Raw genomic sequence first — 17,787 nt, 5'->3', positions numbered from 1 at the left:
AAATTATACTCGACTGTTTGACACCAGTTTCTTTTTGCGCGAAGACAGGCCGTCCGTTCAATACGAGGCGCCCATCGGCGCCGAAGGGAGACACCATGATCCGGAAATCCGTCATCGGCGCGTCGATTGCGCTGCTTGTAACATCGGCTGCCATCTTCGCTGGTCCGGCCGTCGCCGCACCTGCGCCCAAGGACGTACTGACCCACTACAGTGCAATGGCCGAAGCCAAGTTCCAGGATGCGCTTTCGACTGCCAAGGCACTTGATGCCGCCATCGACGCGCTGATCGCCAAGCCCAGCGACGAAACGCTGAAGGCAGCACGCGCAGCGTGGATCGCCGCCCGCGTGCCCTATCAGCAGACCGAGGTCTATCGCTTCGGCAACCCCATCGTTGACGATTGGGAAGGCAAGGTGAATGCTTGGCCGCTCGATGAAGGCCTGATCGATTACGTCGATGCAGGCTACGGCACCGAGAGCGATGGCAACGCGCTCTATGTGGCCAATGTCATCGCCAATCCGAAGATCAAGATCAACGGCGAAGACGTCGATGCTTCCAGCATCACGCCGGATTTCCTGGGCGAGACCCTTCACGAGGCGGGTGAAGTCGAAGCCAATGTCGCGACCGGCTATCATGCCATCGAGTTCCTCCTCTGGGGCCAGGACCTGAACGGCACGGGCCCGGGCGCCGGCAGCCGCTCCCATACCGATTATGACACGGCCAATTGCACCAATGGCAATTGCGACCGCCGCGCCGCCTATCTGAAGGCCGCCTCCACGCTGCTGGTGCAGGACCTCGAAGAAATGGTCGCCGCCTGGGCGCCCGAAGGCGAAGCGACGAAGGCCGTTCTTGCCGATGCGCAGAAGGGCATTTCCACGATCCTTACCGGCATGGGCTCGCTTTCCTACGGCGAACTCGCCGGCGAGCGCATGAAACTCGGCGTGCTGCTGCATGATCCGGAAGAGGAGCATGACTGCTTCTCCGACAATACGCATGCCTCGCACCTGAACGACGCGATCGGCATCGCATCCGCCTATACCGGCGAATATACGCGCGTCGATGGCACCAAGCTGACCGGTCCGTCGCTGTCCGAGCTCGTCGCTGCCAAGGATCAGGCACTCGACGCGGAAATGAAGGCCAAGCTCGACAAGACGCTGGCTGCCATGAATGCCATGGCCGAGCGCGCCGAAACCAAGGAAGCCTATGACCAGATGATCGGCGAAGGCAATGCGGAGGGCAATGCCACCGTCCAGGCCGCGATCGACGGTCTGATCGACCAGACCCAGACCATCCAGCGCGTCATTGCGTCGCTGGAGCTTGGCACGATCGAGCTTGAAGGTTCCGACAGCCTTGATAGTCCTGAGGCCGTCTTCCAGTAAGCAGCAAAGGCGGGCCGCCCCTCACCGGTGCGGCCCGATCTTCACAATGACAGTTCGCAAGGTCCTTCTCGCCGGTCTCGGCCTTCTCGTCACGGCAGCTTTCCCGATGCCTGCGGCACTCGCCGGGGAACTCGGCGAACGCGCGGATCTGACGCCCAAGGACCGGGCCCGTGTGGTCGCCGTCACGCGCCCCACAGACGACTTCGGCAAGGCCGAGCGCTTCGAACTGATGCAAGGGGGGGCGGGAACGTCTCCACGCGGCGTCAACGCCGATTCCTTCTCCGATTTTTCCGCCAACATCACCTTTGCGGAGGAAGAAGACTTCAAGCTCGGGAATGCGCTGTTCCGCAAACTCTGGGTCTCCTCCCCCTCTTCCACTCAAGCCTCCGATGGCCTGGGTCCCCTGTTCAATGCGCGGGCCTGCCAAAGCTGTCATCTGAAGGACGGACGAGGCCATCCGCCGGAAGGCGACCGCGATCATACCTCGATGTTCTTCCGGCTTGCGCGGCCCGCTGCCACGGCCGAGGAACAGGCAAGGCTCGACCGTCTCGACATGGCCTCGCTTCCCGACCCCGTCTATGGCGGCCAGTTGCAGGATCAGGCAATCCCCGGCATGGCGGCCGAGGGGCGCATGGTGGTGACTTATGTCGAGGAGGCGGTAACGCTTGCCGGCGGCGAGACCGTGATGCTTCGCCGGCCCAGCTATTCCGCCAGCGACCTCAATTACGGACCGCTCGACCCGAGCACCACACTTTCACCACGCATCGCCAATCCGATGATCGGGCTCGGGCTGATCGAGGCCATCCCCGAAGAGGATATTCGGGCGCACGCCGACCCGGACGATGTTGACGGCGACGGGATTTCCGGACGTGCGGCCCGCGCCCGCGATCACCGCACCGGCGAAATCAGGCTCGGTCGCTTCGGCTGGAAGGCGCAGAAAGCTTCGGTGCGCGACCAGAGTTCGAGCGCCTTTGCCGGAGACCTCGGCATTTCGACGCCTGACGATCCGCGCCATTACGGCGACTGCGCAGACAGGCAGACGGCCTGTTTCGAGGCGGCGACCGGTGTTCAGCCGCGGCTGGGCAATTCGGAAGCGCCGGACCCGGTGCTGGACCTCGTGACCTTCTACGCTAGGAACCTGGCCCTGCCGAAGCGGCGCGACGTGAACGATGCAACAGTCCTGCGCGGCAAGCAGGTTTTCTACCAAAGCGGTTGCATTGCCTGTCATCGACCGAAATTCGTGACGAGCCGGAAGGCCGAGAACAAGGCGCAGGCCTTTCAGCTGATCTGGCCCTATTCCGACTTCCTGCTGCACGACATGGGCGAGGGCCTCGCCGACAACCAGCCCGTCGGAGATGCGACCGGCCAGGAGTGGCGCACGCCGCCGCTCTGGGGTATCGGTCTCACGCAGGTGGTGAGTGGCCACAGCTTTTTCCTGCATGACGGGCGGGCGCGCAATCTGACCGAGGCCATTCTCTGGCATGGTGGAGAAGCCGAAGCTGCCCGCAATGCTTTTGCCACCGCCGAACCCAAGGACCGCAAGGCCCTGATCACGTTTCTGGAGTCTCTCTGATGCGGGTATTCACGCGCCTCGCCCTTCTCTCCGCCATTCTTCTGCCCCTGCCCCTGCCTGTGCTCGCGCAGGATACGGCTCCGACCGTCGGCGCGCTCGACGCCGCCAAGGTGCCTGTTGTCATGGCACGTGCGGTCGACGAATTCATCCGGCCGGGCTACCGGCGGTTCACCGATCGGGCTGGCGCGATGCAGACGGCCATGACGACACTCTGCGGCTCTCCCTCGGCTGAAAGCCTGAAAGAGGCCCAGTCCACGTTCGGCCATGTCGTCGAAGCCTGGTCCCGCGTCGAGATCGTGCGCGTCGGGCCTGTTATCGAGGGGAATCGCTTCGAACGAATCCTGTTTTTCCCCGATCGCAAGGGAACGGGCCTCAAGCAGGTTCAGGCGGCCCTCGCCAAACCGGATCCAAGCGTCACCTCTGTCGAGACCCTGAAGGGCAAGAGTGTCGCCATGCAGGGGCTTGGCGCCCTGGAATTCGTGCTGTTCGGCACGGGCTCTGGCAGCCTCGCAACAGCTGAAGGTGCTTACCGCTGCCAGTACGGCACCGCGATATCCGCCAACCTCAAACGTCTCGGCGCAGAACTGACCGCCGCCTGGGATGCGCCCGATGGTGTCCAGGCCGCGTGGAAGACCCCGGGACCTGCCAATCCGCTCTACCGCGACGAGGCGGAAGCCGCCAAGGAACTGCTCGGTGTGCTCGTCCATGCCGCCGAGACGATCCGCGACCAGCGCATCGAGCAATTCTACAAGGGTGACCCAAAGAAGGCCCTGCCGCGTCAGGCGATCTACTGGCGCTCAGGCAATACCTTCCGCTCGATCACGGCCAATATCGAGGGTTTGCGCGACCTGCTTGACACGTCGGGCATGGTGGACCTGCTGGCTGAAGATAATCGCTCGGTCGTCTCGTCGACGGATTTCGTTGCCCGCTCCCTGTCGCGGGTTTCGGCCGACATCAAGCCGGACGTGGCCCAGGTCTTCGAGGACCCGGCGCAGATCGCCAAGCTTGATTTCCTGCTGCTCAACAGCCGCGACCTGATCCTCAGGCTCAACAATGATCTCGGCGGCGGCATCGGGCTTGCGGCCGGCTTTTCTTTCTCCGACGGCGACTGAGATGATTTCAACGCCGCTCATCGATCGTCGGGCCTTCCTGCGCTCCGCAGGCCTTGCCTTCGTGGCAGGCCTTGGCCCCCGTTCGGCCTTTGCGCTGGAGCGAGCCGACGCGGTCTATGCCAGCGGCATCAAACGCTCCGACGGAAAATTTGCCATCGGGCTCGTCAGCGAGGCTGGCAGCCTGATCGCCGAGATCGCGCTGCCGGGCCGAATCCACGGTCTCTGCCACAGTGTCGCAAACGGCCTGTCTGTCGCTTTTGCACGAAGGCCGGGCACATTTGCCGTGGTCTTCGACGCCAAGAACCATGTAGAGCCGCGCATCATTGCCGCGCCAGAGGGGCGGCATTATTTCGGCCACGGCGCCTTTTCACCCGACGGCAAGCTCTTCTACGCGAGCGAAAACAACTTCGATGCCAATGCCGGGATGATCGGGATCTACGACTGTCTTTCCGGGTTCGAGCGCGTGGGCGAAGTCCCGGCTCACGGTATCGGCACTCATGACATCACCGTCACAGAAGACGGGCTTCTCGTGATTGCCAATGGCGGGATCGAGACACATCCCGATTTCGGCCGGACCAAACTCAATCTCGACCACATGGAACCCTCGCTGGTCCTGGCCGATGCCCGCACGGGTACGCTGCTCGAGAAGCATGTGCTGCCGCCGGAACTCAGGCAGCTTTCCACCCGGCATCTCGATGTCGCCGCCGATGGGCGGGTATGGTTCGCCTGCCAATATGAGGGGCCGCGCACCGATCGTCCGCCTTTGGTCGGGCATTTCGCCAAGGGCGTAGCCGTCTCCTATGTACATCTGCCTGACGAGACGACCGATCGGCTGGGCAATTACGTCGGCGCGATCGCCGTCAACCGCACCGAGGGCCGCGTGGGCATCGCCTCGCCGAAAAGCGGGCTCTGGGCCGTGCTGGATGGCCGAGACGGGCGGCTTCTTTCCGAGACGGTGTTGCCGGATGCTGCGGGCATTGCCCCCTCCCGCACAGGTTTTGCCGTCTCGTCCTATCGCGGCGATTTTCTCGACCAGCACAGCAAGGTTGCCTGGGATCAGCACATCATCCGTCTCTGAAGGCTGGCAGAACCCAGGGAGGCGCCCTAGATGCGGTTTATGTCCAAGATCCTGAGCTACTTTCTCTTCATCGGCTTCGTCGTCGGCGCTGGCCTCCTCGCTGGCCTCACCAATGCGCCGGGCGACTGGTACCAATCCCTGAACAAGCCGGGCTTCAACCCGCCATCGTGGCTCTTCGGCCCGGTCTGGACGACGCTCTACGTGCTGATCGGCATCGCCGGCGCGCGTATCTGGCAGCGCGCCCCGAAATCGGCAGCCATGCAGCTCTGGTTTGCCCAGATGGCCCTCAACCTGATGTGGTCGCCAGCCTTTTTCGGCCTGGAGAACCCGGAATTGGCGCTCGCGGTCATCGCCGGCATGCTGCTGACGATCATCGCGTTCATGGCGAAGGCCAGGTCGATCGACCGGATCTCGGCGCTGCTCTTCATCCCCTATCTCGCCTGGGTCGCGTTTGCGACCGTGCTCAATCTGTCGATTGCCTGGCTCAACTGATTAATCGCTGAACCGGCTTGCCTGCCTCACATGCGCATGCCACTTTCGCCGCCGAAAAGGGACATGAGGCATGGTGGACTACGATCAGGACGCAGTCGAAACGCGCATTCGGCAGAGCTTTGCGCGCCAGGGGGCGATGGAGACTCTGGGCGCCTCTCTGTCGCGCGTCAGCCCCGGTGTGGTCGAGATTGAACTCGCCTATGACCCCAAACTCACCCAGCAACATGGCTTTCTGCATGCAGGTGTAATCTCTGCTGCCCTCGACACCGCCTGCAGCTATGCGGCCTACACGGTGACCACGCCCGAGATCTCGCTGCTCACCATCGAGTTCAAGGTGAACCTGATGTCGCCGGGGCGCGGCGAGCGCTTTCTGTTTCGCGGCGAAATCACCAAGCCCGGATCCAATATCATTGTCGCCGACGGTCGCGGTTATGCGCTGACCGAGGGGCCGGCCAAGCTGATTGCCTCCATGACCAGCACGATGATGGTGATCCGCGGGCGGGAGGGGATTTCCGGATGACCTATGAGATGAAGCCGATCGCCGGAAAGACAGTGCTGTTCGTCATGGCGGCGGACGCCGAATACGGCGTTTTTCTGCGCACCCGCATCTCGCCGCTGATGACCGGCGTCGGACCGGTGGAGGCCGCCGTGGTGCTGACCAGAGAACTTACCCGCCTCTCTAGCCACGACGATCTGCCGGATCTCGTCGTGTCGCTGGGCTCGGCCGGATCCGCCTCACTCGAACAGGCAGAGATCTACCAGGTTTCCGCTATATCCTATCGCGACATGGATGCCTCGGCCTTCGGCTTCGAGAAGGGCAAGACACCCTTCCTCGATCTCCCGGTTGCCGTCGAGCTGCCGCTCAGGATCCCCGGCATTCCGGCCGCCACGCTGTCCACCGGGGCGAATGTCGTCTCGGGTGCCGCCTACCAGTCGATCGAGGGCCAGATGGTCGACATGGAGACTTTCGCGATCTTGCGCGCCTGCCAGAGTTTCGGCATCCCGCTGATCGGGCTGCGCGGCATTTCCGACGGCCGCCACGACGTCAATCACATTGACGACTGGACGCAGTATCTGCATCTCATCGACAAGAAGCTGGCACTCGCCGTCGACGGCTTGCAGACGGCGCTGGAAGACGGCGTCTTCTGGTTCTGAGCAGGCGCACAAAAATTCGCGGTCCTCTGGGCAATCTGCCATTGAAAGATGGCCGCGATTTCTTTAAAGGCTCGCCATGACCCAGACAGCACATCCCGACAGTGTTCTCATCGTCGATTTCGGCAGCCAGGTAACGCAGCTGATCGCCCGCCGCGTTCGTGAATCCGGCGTCTATTGCGAAATCGTCCCCTTCCAGTCCGCCGAAGACGGCTTCCACCGGCTGAAGCCCAAGGCGATCATCCTGTCGGGAAGCCCCGCTTCCACGCTGGACGTAGGAAGCCCCCGCGCACCGCAGGTGCTGTTCGACAGCGGCCTTCCGATCTTCGGCATCTGCTATGGCCAGCAGACCATGTGCGCCCAGCTCGGCGGCAAGGTCGAAGGCGGCCATCACCGCGAATTCGGCCGCGCCTTCCTCGAGGTCGAACAGGATTGCGACCTCTTCGATGGCCTCTGGTCCGTCGGCTCTCGCCACCAGGTCTGGATGAGCCATGGCGACCGCGTCACCGCGATCCCGCCAGGCTTCAAGGTGCTCGCGACATCGTCCAACGCGCCCTTCGCCTTCATCGCGGACGAATCGCGCAAGTATTACGCCGTGCAGTTCCATCCTGAGGTCGTGCATACGCCTGACGGCGCGAAGCTCATCCAGAACTTTGTGCAGAACATCGCCGGCCTAAAGGGCGACTGGACCATGCATGCCTATCGCCAGAAGGCGGTCGAGCAGATCCGCGCCCAGGTCGGCGACAAGCGCGTCATCTGCGCGCTCTCGGGCGGCGTCGACTCGTCGGTTGCAGCGCTGCTGATCCACGAGGCCGTCGGCGACCAGCTGACCTGCATCCTCGTCGACCACGGCCTGATGCGCAAGAACGAGGCGGCGGATGTCGTTGCCATGTTCAAGGAACACTACAACCTGCACCTCATCCATGTGGATGCCGTCGACAAGTTCGTCGGCGAGCTGGAAGGTGTCAGCGACCCGGAAACCAAGCGCAAGATCATCGGCCGCCTGTTCATCGAGACCTTCGACGAAGAAGCGAAAAAGCTCGGCGGTGCGGACTTCCTCGGCCAGGGCACACTCTACCCCGACGTGATCGAAAGCGTCTCCTTTACCGGCGGTCCTTCGGTGACGATCAAGAGCCACCACAATGTCGGCGGGTTGCCCGAGCGCATGAAGATGCAGCTTGTCGAGCCCTTGCGCGAACTCTTCAAGGACGAAGTCCGCGTGCTCGGCAAGGAGCTTGGCCTGCCGGATTCGTTCATCGGCCGCCACCCCTTCCCGGGTCCAGGCCTTGCCATCCGCTGCCCGGGCGGCGTGACGCGCGAAAAGCTCGACATCCTGCGCGAAGCCGACGCCATCTACCTCGACGAAATCCGCAAGGCTGGCCTCTACGACGCGATCTGGCAGGCCTTTGCCGTGCTCCTGCCGGTCCAGACCGTTGGCGTGATGGGGGATGGCCGCACCTACGAATTTGTCTGCGCGCTCCGCGCCGTCACCTCGGTCGACGGCATGACCGCCGATTTCTACCACTACGACATGGAATTCCTCGGACGTGCGGCCACTCGCATCATCAACGAAGTCCGCGGCATCAACCGTGTGGTCTACGATGTGACGTCGAAGCCGCCGGGCACGATCGAGTGGGAATGATTCTGGCCTATCCAAACGCCGCCGAATTTACGCTGCACTTCGATCTAACTAACTGAAAATAAAAATAAATCCCTTCCGTACCTATCGACATCTATCGGTAGGCATAGATCACGTCCGGCGGCCCGCCTGACGGGCCTCGCCCCCATTGCTCAATCGCAAAAACGAAAGTACCGTCAGGAGGAACGAGGCTCGTGACGGTACTTTTTTCGAACTAATACGCTGAAATATAAGCGTTTTCGACGACATTGGCCTCCAAAAACCGCGTGACGGTACTTTTCCGCGAGGAGGCCCGAAATGTTGACCGATGCAGCACTCAAGGGCTTGAAACCAAAAGCAAAAATGTACAAGGTGACTGATCGTGACGGCATGTATGTGCGCGTCGCACCCTCGGGCGCCATCTCGTTCAGGCTCGACTATCGGCTAAATGGCAGACGGGAGACCGTCTATCTTGGTAGGTATGCCCGCGACGGGATATCGCTCGCCAGGGCTCGAGAGCTATGCATTGATGCGCGCCGGGCGATTGCCGAGGGGCGGTCCCCCGCCATCGAGAAGCAGCGGGAGAAGCGCCGGATCAAGGAAGCAAAGAGCTTCGGCCAGTTCGGCGAGAAATGGCTGACCAACGCGACCATGGCCGACAGCACCCGCGCGATGCGCCGCTCCATCTTCGAACGCGAACTCATGCCCGTCTGGCGGAACCGACTTCTGACAGAGATCACACCTGATGACCTGCGCGCCCATTGCGGCAAGATCGTCGAGCGGGGTGCGCCTGCGACCGCCATCCACGTTAGGGATATCCTCAAGCAGATCTACGGTTATGCCATTCTGCATGGCGAGAAGGTCGCCAATCCGGCCGATGACGTTGGGCCGGCCTCGATCGCCACCTTTACGCCGAAGGATCGCGCGCTTTCACCCGCCGAGATCCGCATCATGTTCAAACAGCTCGAGCATGTCGCGACGCTACCGACAATCCGCCTCGGCATGAAACTTTTCCTCCTCACCATGGTCCGGAAAAGTGAGTTGCAGGATGCGGTGTGGGACGAGATCGATTTCGACAACGCCGTCTGGACGATCCCGAAGGAGCGCATGAAGCGGTCGAAACCGCACAACGTCTACCTGTGCCGACAGACGTTGGACATCATGATCGCGCTCAAGACCTGCTCCGGCAACTCCCGATATCTGTTGCCGTCCCGGTACGACGCGGACGCGCCGATGTCGCGCGCGACCTTCAATCGGGTCACCTATGCCGTCGTCGAACAGGCCAAGAAGGAGGGGCTGCCGCTGGAGCCTTTCACGGTCCATGATCTGCGGCGGACGGGCTCGACGCTGCTAAATGAGCTGGGCTTTAACAGCGACTGGATCGAAAAGTGCCTGGCGCACGAGGACGGGCGTTCATCGCGCGGCGTTTACAACAAGGCCGAGTATGAGGTGCAGCGCCGGCATATGATGCAGCAGTGGGCAGATACCGTGGACGCTTGGATCGACGGTCGGAAGCACGCCCCAACGCTTCTGCCGCCAGCTATGCCCTTGATGGAGCTTGATCCCGCTCTTTGACCGGGCGGGTTTTCCGCTTGGTGACGTCAGGGTGCTGTGCTCGACGGATCGGGGCAGCCCGCCTTACCATCAGCCAAGCCTCGACCTCGGCCAGGTCCCAAACAATACACCGTGGCGAGAGCGCGAACCGACGGGGGAACTCGCCACGTTGCTCCATTTCATAAATCGTGCTGTCAGCCATCGGCACCATCTCGCGTCACTGGTGGCGCCGGATTGTTCGCCTGATTTGGGTAGTTTCGGTCTTTCGCATTTTCAATCTCCTTCTCTAAGGCGATTGAAAGCGATAGATATCGGTACTGGAAGCCCCCTCGAAATGCCGTGCGGCATTTTCGGGCTGTAGCGTACACATCGGCGGGTTTCCGTCGGCTGCTACAAGTTTTCACCTGTCTGAGACTGGGCGTGCTGCGTTGGAAGGCTACCTAAAGGCGATTGGCGATCTTCTCGGTCCTTCAAAAGCTTGTTGGCTGCCAGCGTTCGGCCGATGATCGCGACGCTTAGCTTTTCATGCGGTATCCCCGTTGTCGTGCTGTGATTTCCGCAATCCTTGCATCAACGCGGTCAGGTCGAGAACGAACACGACCTGACCGCGGTGGTTGGATTCATAGACGAAGTCGCGTAGCGCCGAACTCGCACTGAGTTCGGAGGAAATGTCGCCGACAATGGCAACGCGTGTGCCGAAGTTCGAGAACTTCTGCAGTATCGTCCCGGCCTTCCTTGTGCTGAGAGGGAAGAAATCCGTCGACAGACGCTCCACAGGAAGGGCGATGATGGTCGCTCCGCCCGACCATGCCGCATTGATAAGATCGACGGCGTCACGATCGTCCCGCAGCTTCGGTCCATGAGGCGAGATCTCAAAGACCCGCTCATTGCCGATGGCGGTCAGTTTCGAAGGGCGCTCGTCAGACCAATCGTTGCCGAAGGTCCATTCGAACTCCGCAGCTTCGGCAACACGCGCGTCGTGCGCGGCGTCCTCTCCGATGCGGAAACAGACGAAACCCTCGATGTGAGCATCAGACCCGGCCTCGGCAGCCAGAAACTCGGCAACGGTCATCGAGGGGTCGAGCAGGTAGCGTTGTCGAGGAAGGACGGTCTGATCGTAGAACCGCTCCAGCCGTGCCTCGATGGCGGAACTGACGTCGCGTTCGTCTGGGCTATGCTCACGGTCGTCGTCGATTCTCAACCGCTTCTGATCGCGAACCGACGGCGGAACATGATCGACGTTCGACCACAGCGGCGCGGCGCCGACGACGTGCATGGCCAGCTTCTTGGCAACTAAATTGCCAGACAAACCGGGGGCCTGTCCGCTGATTGCCACTAGCGCCACCATTCTCGCAAGGCCCGGCACCGGCGGATTGTGCGCGTATGCGCCGATCAACCCATTCTCGGTCCTGAGGATGCTTGCCCTCCGGACATGAATGTTCTCGCCGAACGTTGCAGCCAGTCGTCGCACATAGCCTGCGATGTCTCCCTGACCATCGGGCGACGGCGCTGCGAGCGTATTGGCCAATTCGCCTCCCACCGTGAACGTGGTACGCGCGATAGCTTGCGCTGCTTGTTGAAAAAGCGGATTGACGGCAGTGAAGTCTGTCTCTGCAGCGAGCTCAACGATGACGCCGCAACGGCCATCGACGAGGAAGGCGATCAGCCCCTCGGCCGTAGGTCGGCGCTCAATGGCGGCGGGCAAGAGATGCCGTTCATGCAGGAGTTTCACTGCCGAATCGAGGTCGCCACCGGTGTCGATCAGCGCGTCTCTGCAACTCACCACTCCGGCTGCGGTGCGCTTCCGAAGGGCTTTGACGAGGTTGATATCGATCTTCTCCTTCAAAGCGACGCTCCTATGCTGACGCTGTCGGTTTGGCCGCCAGGAATGCTTCGATCTTCGAAGTCTGACCGGGTACGAAGTGATGGGCGTCTGGAAGGAACGACATCGTCAGGTCATGAACATGCGCCTCGAGACGCGCGCGGGTGCCGGGCGCGTCGATAAAGACGTCCCTACCTCCGATGATCGCCAGGACAGGCATAGATAGCCGATCCAATGCGGCATCGTCGAACCGGGGGAGCGCCGCTGTGCGCGGCCGGAAGTGGCTGAAGATCAGTTCTAGGAAAGTAGCCACTGCCGCTTGATCCGGGGACGGCGCACCGCTCGGAGCGCCGGCGATCCGCTCAATCATCTTGCGGCGGCCCCACCGGCCAAGCATCAAGAGCGGCAGCGCCCAGATGAGCACGTTCCGAGGCTCGCCGACGCCGGCGGGGTTGATGACGGCGAGCTTCTGCACGCGCTCAGGACGGCGCGTCGCGTAGTCGAGCGAGAGCCAGCCGCCCATGGAGATGCCGACAAGCGACGTGCGCTGGATCGAAAGAGCTGAGAGAACCTCGTCTAGCCATCGCGCATGCGCGTCGGTATCGAGCGCTGGGCGGTTAAAGGCGCTGAGACCAGCATCGCCGATGATGTCGACAGCAAACACGCGGAATCGCTGGGTCCACGCGGCAACGTCGCTCAGCCACATGGCGGAATTCGCAGCAGTGCCATGCAACAGGACGACGGCTGGTGCATCGAGCGGGCCGCTTTCAATCACAAATGTCTCACCCGCTGAGGTCGGCACAAGATGGCGACGGCTTGGCGACGGCCAATGCTCCAGAAGCTGCTCATAGCTCTCGCGGACCGCCTTCGCGCCTTCTGGTGTTCGGAAGGCGGAACTCATGTACGGCCTTCCAGCAGGACTTCGGAGAGTTGCAGGAGTTCGGCAGCATCCGATGGCCGGGCGACGATGATGATCTTGACCTGCTTGTTCGCCGGATCGTGTGTGACGTCCACGCTCATGGGCTCGGCAGACCGGCCGTTTGCCTTGCGGGCGCCTGTCAGAAGTGCCGCCATCCTCCGTGCGAACTCGGCATCCGCGTTGGAGATATCGACGATCGTGGTCGACCTAACCTCGCGCAACGCGCCCCGAGCCGCACGATGATCACCAACCAAGGCGGCAAGGTCTGAGCGCAAGATGCGATACTGGCGACCAACCTTGGTGGCACGCAATTGACCCTGACGAATGAATTTGAGGACGGTCTTTGGATGCAGCTTCAACTGCTCCGCGGCGAACTCGACCGTATAGAACTCTTCCGACATTTTTGTTACCTCTGGTAGGCTTTAAGTTCCTCTAAATTCCCTATATAAGGGAATCAGTCGCACACAATGGCTTATAAAGGTTATAATGCGGAGTTTAGAGGAATGGAAGAGAGCTTCCGAAGGAGGTTTGGGGATAGATGGATCTCACCGGCAGGTTGGTTTTGGATGGCTACCTGCGGCCCAGGCTGGCGATCGCGTCGGATGAACTGCAAGCTCACGCCGACCATGCGGAGGTCGGAGCGGAGGGCCGAGAGTGCCCGATCTCTCGCTTGACCTGCGATACCTTCGTTATGCTCATCTTGCCGCGGAGCACGGATCGTTCCGTCGCGCGGCACTATCCATCGGGGTCAACCAGTCTACGCTCACACGCCGAGTACAGCTTCTCGAGCGGCGGCTCGGCGTCGCTCTGTTCGAGCGCCGCCGTACTGGGGTGGTCTTGACTCCCATTGGTAGCCATTTCCTTCAGGAAGCGCGTGTTGGAGCGGAACATCTCCACAGGGCGGTCAAGGAACTAGCGTCGTCCCACACCGGGCAACACGGGCACTTGCGGATCGGCCTGATGGGAACGCTTACTCAAGGCCCCTTGCCGGAACTCCTGAGAACCTATCGACGAAAATTCCGAAGGTGAAGATCCGAGTGGAGGAAGCTTCGTTCGATGACACCCTCGCGGGCGTATCGCGAGGGCGGCTCGATGTCGCCTTTGTCATCGGAGAGCCGCTGATCCGGCCGTTTTCGGCGGGCGTCCAGTCCACGGTTTCATAGGCGAGTTCGACGCCTTCGGGCTCAATGGACGCGGGCGTGGCGGGACGTACAGCAGCGGTACCCGCGAGGTATCCGCGAACGGTGGGGGGCGTCGCGGCGGACGCCGAGGTTGTCACTGACGGGAGGGTGGCAGTTGGACGCGGCGGAACCTGCGTCTCAATCCAGCCGAGCAGCGTTTCGATGTCCGGCGCGATGCCGGGCGAAGCGGGAAACGCCGCCCGATCGTCGGCCGGCAGCTTGTCAATGACCGTCAGCCTCGTGTCGATGGTCGTGCCGTGCTTGGCATAAACTGAGCCGTCGACGGCCGCGGTGAAGACGATGCGGCCACGCTCCTGAAGCCGGACGAAGGCCGCTGCCCAAGCCGGATGCTCGGGGCTGAAGTTGGCACCGGTAATCGCTACCAGCCGCCCGCCACCGGCAAGCCGGGCCAGCGCTGAAGCGATGTGGCGGTAGGCGGCGTCGGCCACTCGGCCGGAGACGTTAGCCATCGCGGAGAACGGCGGGTTCATCAGCACCACTGACGGGGTGGCACCCAGCGCGAGATGATCGTCGATCTGGGCCGCGTCGAAGCGGGTGACGGCAATGGCCGGAAACAGCGCAGCGAGCAGATCGGCTCGGGTCTCGGCCAGTTCGTTGAGGAGGAGCGTTCCGCCTGAAATCTCGGCCAGGACGGCGAGCAGGCCGGTGCCAGCCGAGGGCTCCAGCACGATGGCGCCAGCGGCAATGGAGGCGGCCACCACTGCGGCGAGGCCGAGCGGCGCCGGCGTCGAGAACTGCTGGAGCGCCTGCGATTCTTCCGAGCGCCGCGTATGCGTCGGCAGGAGCCCGGCGATCTTCCCAAGAGCGGAAAGACGTGCAGCCGGAGATGCGGCCTTACGGAAAAGTGCCTTTCCGTATTTGCGCAGGAAGAGGACTGTCGCGACCTCGCAGGCCTCATAGGCCGCCTTCCAGTCCCAGGCGCCGCTGGTGTCGGATGCGCGGAAGGCCGCTTCCATCGCTGCACGGAGGAGCGCGGCGTCGATGCGCTGGCCGCGTTCGAGATAATCGAGAAGCTGCTGCGCCACGGCGAGGATCGGGGACGCACGGGTGACGGGCGCGGCCGGAAGGGCCACGGGAGACAGAATGTTCATGGGGGGACCTCGGGAGAGCGGAAGGGACAAGCCCGGCGGCGCTCTCTCTCGACCGCCCGGACTCGATCCGTCCCGGCCGTCCTCTTCCTCTCGTCCGCTGACATAAAAAAGCGCCCGACCGTGAGGCCGGGCGCGCGCATGGTCGGGAATCATCGCACAGCTCCCTCAGCTAGCCACCGGCCGGTGCTGATCCACTCGATCGTGCGGCCGGTGGAGAGATCGAGCAGATGGGCGCCGCCGGAGAAGCCGTCGATGACAGGGTCCGAGGCGACGCCGGCCCACTGAAAGCCCCAGGTGCCGGTGAGGGCGAATGTCTCCGCGCAACGGGTGACGAAGGTGACCAGCAATTGCGGATCGGCGGTGCCGGGGTCGCGAAGCCAGAGGCGTGTCGCGCCATGCTCGGGCGTGAGCGAGAGCAGGAATGGCTCGGCGGGCGGGTCCTCGCGACCGTTCTCGGCCATCAGCGCGGTGTAGATGTCGAACGCCCGCGCGACATTGGCGACCGAGCCGACGTCGAGCAGGCAGGAGAAGCGGGTGAGATATTCGGCCATATCAGGCTCCTGAAACGAAAAGAGCCCGGAGCAGGGCCGGGCTCGGAGTAGTTGGAATTGGAAGGTGCGGAGCGGCCGAAGCCGCCCCGCGAGCCGCTCATTCGGCGGCGATGAGGTGACGCTCGTCGCCTTCGCCATCGGCCGGCGATTCCGTTTCTTCGTCGGCGCTGAGGAAGTCGGGCAGCTCGGCGCCCTCGGTTTTGCCATCGCCGTCCGCGTCCGGTGCCGGATCACCGTCGACACCGGCAAGTCGAAGCGGCTCGGGCAGCCAGCCGCTGTCGGCCAGGAGACGCTCGGCCTCCTTGGCCATGTCGCCCTTTTTCATATGGTCGATGAGCTGTGCTGCCCGTTCGCCGGCGCCTTCGCGGACGGCTTCGAGGATGCGCGGCTTGGTGACACGGTTGAGGTAGTTCCCGAAGGTCGGACGCCAGCCGGCTTCGACCAAGTCGAGCCCGGTCGCCCGCGTCAGCCGGTCGGCCTGCGCGAGCCTCATATCGAGCGTATGCTGCGACATGCCGCCCGCACTGTGCGGGTTCGGCCGCTCATAGAGCGCGTTGACCCCATAGCTGACGCAATGCGCCAGTAGCGCCATGCGGCTGGCATCGTCGAGACCAGCGAGCCAGTCCCAGAGGGCGTCGTCGTCCTTCGGGATGTCGGCGGCCCAGGCGTCGTGACGCTCCTGCACAGCCCGCGCGGAGGGGCTGTCCTTCAGAGTCTCGTCCTGAACCGGGAAGAAGATGTGTTTCACCCCCGCTTCCATGGCGCCCGTGTACATGCGGGTCATGAAGTTGTCCGAGACTAGCTTGTGGAGAAGCGCCGTCATGGCGATGTGCGGATTCTCCGCCACCGCGTTGCGCAACGCGAGGGTGCGGTAGGCGGTCAGCTCGATCACAAGGCGTTCGGGCAACGGCTTGATGCTGTCGTCCTCATCGTCCTCCGGTTCGACAGGCTGGCCGCCGATGTGATGACGGCGCGCTGCACCGACGGGCTCGCGGTGCCATCGGATTCGATCTCCTTCTCCGATCCTTCCTCACCATCGGTCCGGACCTGAGGCACATCCTCGGGCCGAACGAAGCCGCGATCGACCGAAAGCGACCCGTTGGCGTCGATGCTGACGAACACGCCGGCGATGGCGATGTCGGTCGGGTCGAAGTGCTCCGGGCGATCGTCGAACGCCGCCAGAGCCGTCTCGATCTCGCCCACACGCTCGTCGACCTCGTCGGGCAGTTCGTCGGCGTCCTGATATTCCGCTTCGAGCCTGACCTGCTCGGCGGTGAGCGCCTTGATGGTCGCCTGTTCCTCCGCCGATAGATCGATCGGCGTGCCGGAGACTTCGTGGAGGCCGCGAACGGCGTCGTAGGGGAAGCTGACCGCGACCTCGATCCACTTCCAGCCCTCGGCGGCGATCACCTCAGCCTCGGCCTTCAGCTTGTCGGCGACGAGGCGATCGAGAAGCCCCACGTCCTGCAGCCAGCCGCCATCATCGGCCTGGAAGAGGTCGCGCATGACGGTGCCGCCAGCCGCCTCATAGGCTTCGATGCCGAGGAAGACGGCACGCTTGTCGGACGCGCGCACCGTGGTCTCGGTCAGCATGCGCCGGATCTGATAGGGCTCCTTCGACCAGGCGTCCTTGATCGCGTCCCAGACCTGGGTCTGACGCTCGTGGTCTTGGGAGACCGTGAAGGCCATGAGCTGCTCCAGCGTCATGCCGTCGTCGGCATAGACGTCGTGGAGGACCGGTGAGACGGTCGCGAGGCGCAGCCGCTGCTTGACCACGTTGACGGGCACGAAGAACGCCGCGGCGATCTCCTCCTCGGTCATGCCCTTGGTCAGCATGTCGTGGAAGGCGCGGAATTGATCGAGCGGATGGAGCGGCGCGCGCTCGATGTTCTCGGCGAGCGACACTTCCTCGGGAAGGATGACGCCGTCGCGATCGCGGACCACGCAGGGCACGGGTGCGACCTTGGCGAGACGCTTCTGCTTCACCAGCAATTCGAGTGCGCGGAAGCGGCGGCCGCCGGCGGGCACCTCGAACATGCCGGTCTCGTTGCCTTCGGCGTCAACGACGGGGAAGACGCTGAGGCTCTGGATCAGGCCGCGCCGGGCGATCGAGGCCGCCAGGTCCTCGATCGAGACGCCGGCCTTCACCCGCCGGACGTTGGACTGGCTGAGCACCAGCTTGTTGAAGGGGATGTCGCGCGAGGACGACAGGATGATCTTCTGAACAGCAGTAGCCATCGGGGATTA

15 protein-coding genes and 2 pseudogenes are annotated in these 17,787 nt (G+C 63.0%); 10 read left to right on the top strand and 7 right to left on the bottom strand.

What is annotated here, in order from left to right:
- Positions 1-95: 95 nt before the first annotated feature.
- The 9 genes from QTL56_RS17065 to QTL56_RS17025 all read left to right on the top strand — a co-directional run bounded on the left by QTL56_RS17065 (position 96) and on the right by QTL56_RS17025 (position 9,976).
- A complete protein-coding gene (locus QTL56_RS17065; protein ID WP_245134346.1) occupies positions 96-1,376 on the top strand; it encodes an imelysin family protein in 1,281 nt (426 codons plus the stop codon).
- 46 nt (positions 1,377-1,422) lie between these two features.
- Positions 1,423-2,949, top strand: coding sequence for a di-heme oxidoreductase family protein (locus tag QTL56_RS17060; RefSeq protein WP_370660305.1), 1,527 nt, complete (start codon positions 1,423-1,425; stop codon positions 2,947-2,949).
- The gene (locus QTL56_RS17055; protein WP_245134345.1) at positions 2,949-4,061 is read left to right on the top strand and encodes an imelysin family protein; all 1,113 of its coding nucleotides are present in this window, start codon (positions 2,949-2,951) and stop codon (positions 4,059-4,061) included. The genes QTL56_RS17060 and QTL56_RS17055 overlap by 1 nt, the downstream gene beginning before the upstream one ends.
- Before the next feature lies 1 nt (position 4,062).
- Positions 4,063-5,139: a DUF1513 domain-containing protein gene (locus QTL56_RS17050; protein ID WP_245134343.1), complete on the top strand. Its 1,077-nt coding sequence runs from the start codon at positions 4,063-4,065 to the stop codon at positions 5,137-5,139.
- A gap of 39 nt (positions 5,140-5,178) precedes the next feature.
- Positions 5,179-5,631 carry a TspO/MBR family protein gene (locus QTL56_RS17045; RefSeq protein ID WP_370660369.1) on the top strand — a complete coding sequence of 151 codons (453 nt, stop codon included), beginning with the start codon at positions 5,179-5,181 and terminating at the stop codon, positions 5,629-5,631.
- Between the two features lie 70 nt (positions 5,632-5,701).
- Entirely contained in the window at positions 5,702-6,151 is a 450-nt protein-coding gene (locus QTL56_RS17040; protein WP_229573517.1) for a PaaI family thioesterase, read from the top strand.
- Complete coding sequence (locus tag QTL56_RS17035; RefSeq protein WP_245134339.1) at positions 6,148-6,786, top strand: 5'-methylthioadenosine/S-adenosylhomocysteine nucleosidase; 639 nt, start codon at positions 6,148-6,150, stop codon at positions 6,784-6,786. Before QTL56_RS17040 ends, QTL56_RS17035 begins: the two co-directional genes overlap by 4 nt.
- A gap of 76 nt (positions 6,787-6,862) precedes the next feature.
- Entirely contained in the window at positions 6,863-8,425 is a 1,563-nt protein-coding gene (gene guaA, locus QTL56_RS17030) for a glutamine-hydrolyzing GMP synthase (protein WP_245134337.1), read from the top strand.
- Positions 8,426-8,719: 294 nt separating this feature from the next.
- On the top strand, positions 8,720-9,976 hold the full coding sequence (locus QTL56_RS17025; protein WP_245134335.1) for a tyrosine-type recombinase/integrase: 1,257 nt from the start codon (positions 8,720-8,722) through the stop codon (positions 9,974-9,976).
- Here the strand turns inward: QTL56_RS17025 and QTL56_RS17020 are convergent.
- The 4 genes from QTL56_RS17020 to QTL56_RS17005 all read right to left on the bottom strand — a co-directional run bounded on the left by QTL56_RS17020 (position 9,942) and on the right by QTL56_RS17005 (position 13,097).
- On the bottom strand, positions 9,942-10,133 hold the full coding sequence (locus QTL56_RS17020; RefSeq protein WP_441295313.1) for a helix-turn-helix transcriptional regulator: 192 nt from the start codon (positions 10,131-10,133) through the stop codon (positions 9,942-9,944). The two genes, QTL56_RS17025 and QTL56_RS17020, sit on opposite strands and share 35 nt — an antisense overlap.
- A gap of 345 nt (positions 10,134-10,478) precedes the next feature.
- Complete coding sequence (gene tsf / locus QTL56_RS17015) at positions 10,479-11,801, bottom strand: translation elongation factor Ts (protein ID WP_245134332.1); 1,323 nt, start codon at positions 11,799-11,801, stop codon at positions 10,479-10,481.
- A 10-nt stretch (positions 11,802-11,811) separates the two neighbouring features.
- Entirely contained in the window at positions 11,812-12,678 is an 867-nt protein-coding gene (locus QTL56_RS17010) for an alpha/beta fold hydrolase (RefSeq protein ID WP_245134329.1), read from the bottom strand.
- Positions 12,675-13,097 carry a helix-turn-helix domain-containing protein gene (locus tag QTL56_RS17005; RefSeq protein WP_048649004.1) on the bottom strand — a complete coding sequence of 141 codons (423 nt, stop codon included), beginning with the start codon at positions 13,095-13,097 and terminating at the stop codon, positions 12,675-12,677. Before QTL56_RS17005 ends, QTL56_RS17010 begins: the two co-directional genes overlap by 4 nt.
- A 253-nt stretch (positions 13,098-13,350) precedes the next feature.
- Here QTL56_RS17005 and QTL56_RS20905 point away from each other — a divergent pair, with 253 nt between their 5' ends.
- The gene (locus QTL56_RS20905; protein WP_353958562.1) at positions 13,351-13,725 is read left to right on the top strand and encodes a LysR family transcriptional regulator; all 375 of its coding nucleotides are present in this window, start codon (positions 13,351-13,353) and stop codon (positions 13,723-13,725) included.
- An 88-nt stretch (positions 13,726-13,813) separates the two neighbouring features.
- Here the strand turns inward: QTL56_RS20905 and QTL56_RS17000 are convergent.
- From QTL56_RS17000 to QTL56_RS16990, 3 genes and pseudogenes are all read right to left on the bottom strand, one after another.
- Positions 13,814-14,989: pseudogene (locus QTL56_RS17000) on the bottom strand (methylase); the annotation flags it as partial.
- 149 nt (positions 14,990-15,138) lie between these two features.
- Complete coding sequence (locus tag QTL56_RS16995) at positions 15,139-15,540, bottom strand: hypothetical protein (RefSeq protein ID WP_245134327.1); 402 nt, start codon at positions 15,538-15,540, stop codon at positions 15,139-15,141.
- Between the two features lie 97 nt (positions 15,541-15,637).
- Positions 15,638-17,778 (bottom strand): annotated as a pseudogene (locus tag QTL56_RS16990) (ParB/RepB/Spo0J family partition protein).
- Positions 17,779-17,787 lie beyond the last annotated feature (9 nt).

Source organism: Peteryoungia algae (assembly GCF_030369675.1).
Classification (GTDB): domain Bacteria; phylum Pseudomonadota; class Alphaproteobacteria; order Rhizobiales; family Rhizobiaceae; genus Allorhizobium; species Allorhizobium algae.
The sequence above is the reverse complement of the archived record's forward strand: the minus strand, read 5'-3'. Positions and strand labels throughout refer to the sequence as shown.